Source organism: Streptomyces sp. SID11385, from assembly GCF_010548245.1.
Taxonomy (GTDB): Bacteria; Actinomycetota; Actinomycetes; order Streptomycetales; family Streptomycetaceae; genus Streptomyces.
In genome coordinates this window covers 1-5,186 of sequence record NZ_JAAGLR010000009.1, presented here as the reverse complement: position 1 = coordinate 5,186, position 5,186 = coordinate 1, and the positions used below count along the sequence as shown (strand labels likewise).

At 74.2% G+C, this 5,186-nt stretch carries 5 protein-coding genes; all 5 read left to right on the top strand.

The window, feature by feature from the left end; translation table 11 throughout:
• A partial coding sequence (locus G3I42_RS00685; protein ID WP_164281910.1) for a carbohydrate ABC transporter permease occupies positions 1-841 on the top strand: 841 nt, incomplete at its 5' end.
• A gap of 90 nt (positions 842-931) precedes the next feature.
• Entirely contained in the window at positions 932-2,644 is a 1,713-nt protein-coding gene (locus G3I42_RS00680) for a glycoside hydrolase family 13 protein (protein WP_164281909.1), read from the top strand.
• A 442-nt stretch (positions 2,645-3,086) separates the two neighbouring features.
• Complete coding sequence (locus G3I42_RS37285; RefSeq protein WP_164281908.1) at positions 3,087-3,440, top strand: SDR family oxidoreductase; 354 nt, start codon at positions 3,087-3,089, stop codon at positions 3,438-3,440.
• Positions 3,441-3,648: 208 nt separating this feature from the next.
• Positions 3,649-4,206 carry a DUF2243 domain-containing protein gene (locus tag G3I42_RS00670; protein WP_164281907.1) on the top strand — a complete coding sequence of 186 codons (558 nt, stop codon included), beginning with the start codon at positions 3,649-3,651 and terminating at the stop codon, positions 4,204-4,206.
• A gap of 17 nt (positions 4,207-4,223) precedes the next feature.
• Positions 4,224-5,018, top strand: coding sequence for a cytochrome c oxidase assembly protein (locus G3I42_RS00665; RefSeq protein WP_239096178.1), 795 nt, complete (start codon positions 4,224-4,226; stop codon positions 5,016-5,018).
• Positions 5,019-5,186: the final 168 nt, after the last annotated feature.

Sequence of the window (5,186 nt, the reverse complement as noted above, 5' to 3'; positions counted from 1 at the left end):
CGTCCGCCGCCGCGGCGAGCGCGGCCCGCTCGCCACCGTCCTCACCCACGCCGTCCTCGTCCTCGCAAGCCTCGTCGCGCTGGTGCCCGTCGTCTGGCTCGCCTTCCTCTCGCTCGGCCCGGAGAAGGACGACTACCTGCACCCCGGCCGCATCTTCGGCCGGCTCACCTTCGACAACTACTCCTACGTCCTCGAACACACCAAGTTCTGGGACTGGCTCCAGTCCACCCTGATCGTCTCGCTCGGCACCACGCTGCTCGGCGTCGCCTTCGCCGCGACCACCGGCTACGCCGTCTCGCGCATGCGCTTCCCCGGCCAACGCTCCCTCATGTGGGTGCTGTTGCTCACGCAGGCGTTCCCGATCGCCGTGCTCATCGTGCCGATGTACGAGATCTTCTCCGAACTCGGCCTCATCGACAGCTACTTCGGGGTGATCCTGCTCAACTGCACGACCGCGATCCCGTACAGCGCCTGGCTGCTCAAGGGCTACTTCGACACGATCCCCTTCGAGATCGACGAGGCCGGGCGCATCGACGGGCTCAGCCCCTTCGGCACCTTCTGGCGGCTCATCCTGCCGCTCGCCAGGCCCGGGCTCGCCGTCGCCGCCTTCTACACCTTCATCACCGCGTGGGCCGAGGTGGCCTTCGCCTCGACCTTCCTCCTCGACGACGAGAAGTACACCTTCGCCGTCGGTCTCCAGACCTTCGTCAGCGAACACGACGCCCAGTGGAACCTCATGGCCGCGACCGCCGTGCTCATCGCGGTGCCGGTCACGATCTTCTTCTACCTCGTGCAGCGCCACCTCGTCACGGGGCTCACGGCGGGCGCGGCGAAGGGCTGAACCCCGCCCCCGCGCCACCGGTAGCGCGCGACGCGCCACCCGTACCGCACGACGCACCACCCGTACGTACACGTCACCAGCAAGGACCCCATGAGCCAGCACCACGCCGACTCCATCGCCGCCGTCGCCCCCGCTGTCCTCCCCGCCCAGGCCGGGCCCGCCACCCCGGCACCCGGGGCCGACTGGTGGCGCGAGGCGGTCATCTACCAGGTCTACCCGCGCAGTTTCGCCGACGCCGACGGTGACGGCATGGGCGACCTGGCCGGTATCCGCGCCCGTCTGCCGCACCTGCGCGACCTCGGCGTCGACGCCGTGTGGCTGAGCCCCTTCTACGCCTCGCCGCAGGCCGACGCGGGCTACGACGTCGCCGACTACCGGGCGGTGGACCCGATGTTCGGCGATCTGCACGACGCGGACGGGCTGCTGCGCGAGGCGCACGCGCTCGGGCTGCGCGTCATCGTCGACCTCGTGCCCAACCACTCCTCCGACCAGCACGAGTGGTTCAAGCGCGCCCTCGCCGAGGGCCCCGGCTCGCCGCTGCGCGAGCGCTACCACTTCCGGCCCGGGCGCGGCGAGAGCGGCGAACTCCCGCCGAACGACTGGGAGTCCGTCTTCGGCGGGCCCGCCTGGACCCGCAGTGCCGACGGCGAGTGGTACCTGCACCTCTTCGCGCCCGAGCAGCCCGACTTCAACTGGGAACACCCGGCGGTGCACGACGAGTTCCGCTCCGTGCTGCGCTTCTGGCTCGACATGGGCGTCGACGGTTTCCGCATCGACGTGGCGCACGGGCTCGTGAAGGCGCCCGGGCTGCCCGACGTCGGCGACGCCGAACAGGTCAAGCTGCTCGGCAACGGGGCGACGCCCTACTTCGACCAGGACGGTGTCCACGAGATCTACCGCTCGTGGCGGCGCGTCCTCGACGAGTACGACGGCGCCCGCGTCTTCGTCGCCGAGGCGTGGACCCCGACCGTCGAACGCACCGCGCACTACGTGCGCCCCGACGAGCTCCACCAGGCGTTCAACTTCCAGTACCTCAGCACCGACTGGTCCGCGCCCGCGCTGCGCGAGGTCATCGACCGCACCCTCGCGGCGATGCGGCCCGTCGGCGCCCCCGCCACCTGGGTGCTCTCCAACCACGACGTCACCCGGCACACCACCCGCTTCGGCAACCCGCCCGGGCTCGGCACCCAGCTGCGCACCCCGGGCGACCGGGCGCTCGGCCTGCGCCGCGCGCGGGCGGCGACCCTCCTGATGCTCGGGCTGCCCGGCTCCGCGTACCTGTACCAGGGCGAGGAACTGGGCCTCCCGGACGTCGTGGACCTTCCCGACGAGGTGCGCCAGGACCCCTCGTACTTCCGCGCGGCGGGCCAGGACGGCTTCCGCGACGGGTGCCGGGTGCCCCTGCCCTGGACGCGCGAGGGGAGTTCGTACGGCTTCGGGCCCGGCGGGAGCTGGCTGCCGCAGCCCGCGGACTGGGGCGGCCTGAGCGTGGAGGCGCAGACCGGCGTCCCGGGCTCCACGCTGGAGTTCTACCGCGCCGCGCTCGCCCTGCGCCGCGCACAGCCCGCGCTCGGCGCGGGCACCGGCGTGACCTGGCTCGACGCGCCCGAAGGCGTGCTCGCGCTGCGCCGCGAGGCGGCGGACGGGCGGCCCGTCGTGGTGACCGCCCACACCGGAAGCGCCCCGGTCACCGTCCCGAGCCCCGGAGAGGCCCTGCTGAGCAGCGGGGACACGCCCCCGGCAGCGGACGCGGACGGGAACGTGGTGCTCGCGCCGGACACCACGGTGTGGTGGCTGGGCTGAGTCGCAGCGCGGCCGGGTGCCGGGCACGCCCCACCGGGCGTGCCCGGCACTGGCGCGTCACGCCGAAGCCGTATGCGTAGGGGAGCGCGCGCCGGGTACTCACGGGGCGCGGCGCACTGCCGCCACGACCGCGCCGGAGGCGGTACGCGTCCGGTGACGACGGCGGCGCCCCCGCGCGCTGATCCCCCCCCGCACGGCTTTCGCGGGACGGCCGCCAGGGGCGCCCCGCCGTATCCCGGACGGCTGGGAAGGATGACGATGACCCCCAGCACGAGGCCCGCACCACCGGCGACGCCCTCGTCAGCAACGCCGCGTACCTCACGAGCAAGCTCGCACCCGACCAGCTCACCGCCGAGGACTGGGACCGCACCTTCAAGACCAACGCCTACGCGTACTTCCACCTCGTGATGGCGGCCTGCCGCACCTCGGCGACGGGGACGCGGTGATCGCGACCGCGACCGAGGAGGCGCTGAAAGGCAGTACGACGATGATCGACCACGCCGCGTCGAAGGCCGCCGTCATCACGTTCACCAAGTCCATCGCCCCGCACCTCGCCGGGCGCGGCGTGCGGGCCGACGTCGTCGCCCCCGGGCCCACCTGGACGCCGCTCAACGAGGCCGACGCGAACATGCCGCCCGACGGCCTCGCCCGCATCGGCAGCGAGTCCCCCGTGGGCCGCGCGGCCCAGCCCGAGGAACTGGCACCCACCTACGTCTACCTGGCCTCCGAGGCCGACTCGCCCTACACGGTCGGCGAGGTCATCGCCGTCACGGGCGGCATCACGGACACGCGCTGAGGGGCGCGGGGCCGCCGGGGCGGGCGGGGGAGACCGCGGCGGTCGGGGCGGGGGCCGGACGGCGGCACACGCACGCGTATACGTGTCAAGCGCCCCTGGGCGGGTACCCAGCCGTCTCCCGACGTTCCGGAGAGCACCGGACGCGCTCTCCGGCCACCACGGCTCCCCTCCCGGGGCGCCGCCCCCCGCCCGCTCCGGAAGGAACCCCATGGCAACGGCCCGCGTCGTGGCCCGCACCTCCGCCGCCGACCCGCTCCGGTTCCCCGGGCTGCTGCTCGGTGTCGGCCTCGGTGGCTTCGTGGACGGCATTCTGCTCCACCAACTGCTCCAGTGGCACCACATGCTCACGAGCACCGATCACGACCACATCGGGGTGCGCTACTACGACCCGCACACCGTCTCCGGGCTGGAGATGAACACCGTGTGGGACGGGATCTTCCACGCCGTGTGCTGGCTGAGCGTCCTGGGCGGCCTGGCCGTCCTGCACCACCGGGTGACCGAGGGACGCAGGGCCGTGTGGACCTCGCGCGCCCTGTGGGGGTGGGTGCTCGTCGGCTGGGGGCTCTTCAACCTCGTCGAGGGCGTGCTCGACCACCACGTGCTCGGCATTCACCACGTGCGGGGCGGTCCCCACCAGGTGTGGTGGGACCTCGGATTCCTCGCGCTCGGCGCCGTCCTGCTCGTCCTCGGGCTCCTCGTGCGCGGCGGCGGTGGCCCGGTCCGCCGGCCCGGTGAGCCTCTCACGACGCGGGAGACCGGGGCGTGAGGGCGGGGGCGACGGCCATGACGGGGATGACGGGCGGGCACGCGGGGCCCTGGGACCGGCTCGTCCCGCTCCTCCTCGTCCCGCTCCTGCTCGGCGCCGGGACCGCCTACCTCGCGCTCGCGGTACGCGCCGGGCGGCGCGCCCCCTGGCCCGTCGCCCGCACCGCCTCCTTCGGCGTGGGCCTCGCCCTCCTCGCCGTCGCGCTCCTGCCGCCCCTCGGCGGCGCCGGTCACCACCCGGGCTTCGCCGCCCACATGGCCCAGCACCTGCTCATCGGCATGTACGCGCCCCTCGCGCTCGTGCTCGGCGCCCCCGTCACCCTCACCCTGCGCGCCCTCCCCGCTCCCCGCGCCCGCCGCCTCACCGCGGTGCTCGGCAGCGCCCCCTGCCGCCTCCTGGCCCGCCCCGCGCCCGCCTTCCTCCTCGCCACGGCCAGCCTGGTGCCGCTCTACTGCACGCCGCTCTACGACTGGTGCGCCGCCCACCCCTGGACCCACCTCCCCCTGCACCTGCACTTCCTGCTCGCGGGCTGCCTGTGGGCCCACGTCGTCGCCGGACCCGACCCCTCACCCGCACGGCCCCCCGTGCGCACGCGTCTCGTCTGGCTCGGCGCCGCCATCGCCGTCCACGCGCTGCTCTCCCAGGCCCTCTACGGGGGCTGGGGCACCGTCGTGCACGCGCCGGTCGACGACGTGCGTGCCGGTGCGCAACTCATGTACTACGGCGGCGACATCGCCGAACTCCTCCTCGCCGCCGCACTCGTCTCCACCTGGCGGCCGGTCCGCGCAGTCCGGGCGCGCCCGGCTCCCTGAGCCCGACGAACTTCCCGTACGAACCCGTGCGGGACCCTCCCACGAGAGGAGAACCCCATGTCCGATTCCCCCGGCCCCGAGCACCGGCGCAGCGACCGGCGCGCCGCCGCTCCGCAGGACGGCGCGGGCCACCGCGTCCCCGGGAGCGGCGAACGCACGCGCGGCGGC

Excerpts from the sequence above, each read along its gene's own strand:
- G3I42_RS00670 (WP_164281907.1), top strand. The coding sequence starts at position 3,649 with ATGGCAACGGCCCGCGTCGTGGCCCGCACCTCCGCCGCCGACCCGCTC.
- G3I42_RS00665 (WP_239096178.1), top strand. The coding sequence starts at position 4,224 with ATGACGGGGATGACGGGCGGGCACGCGGGGCCCTGGGACCGGCTCGTC.
- G3I42_RS00680 (WP_164281909.1), top strand. The coding sequence starts at position 932 with ATGAGCCAGCACCACGCCGACTCCATCGCCGCCGTCGCCCCCGCTGTC.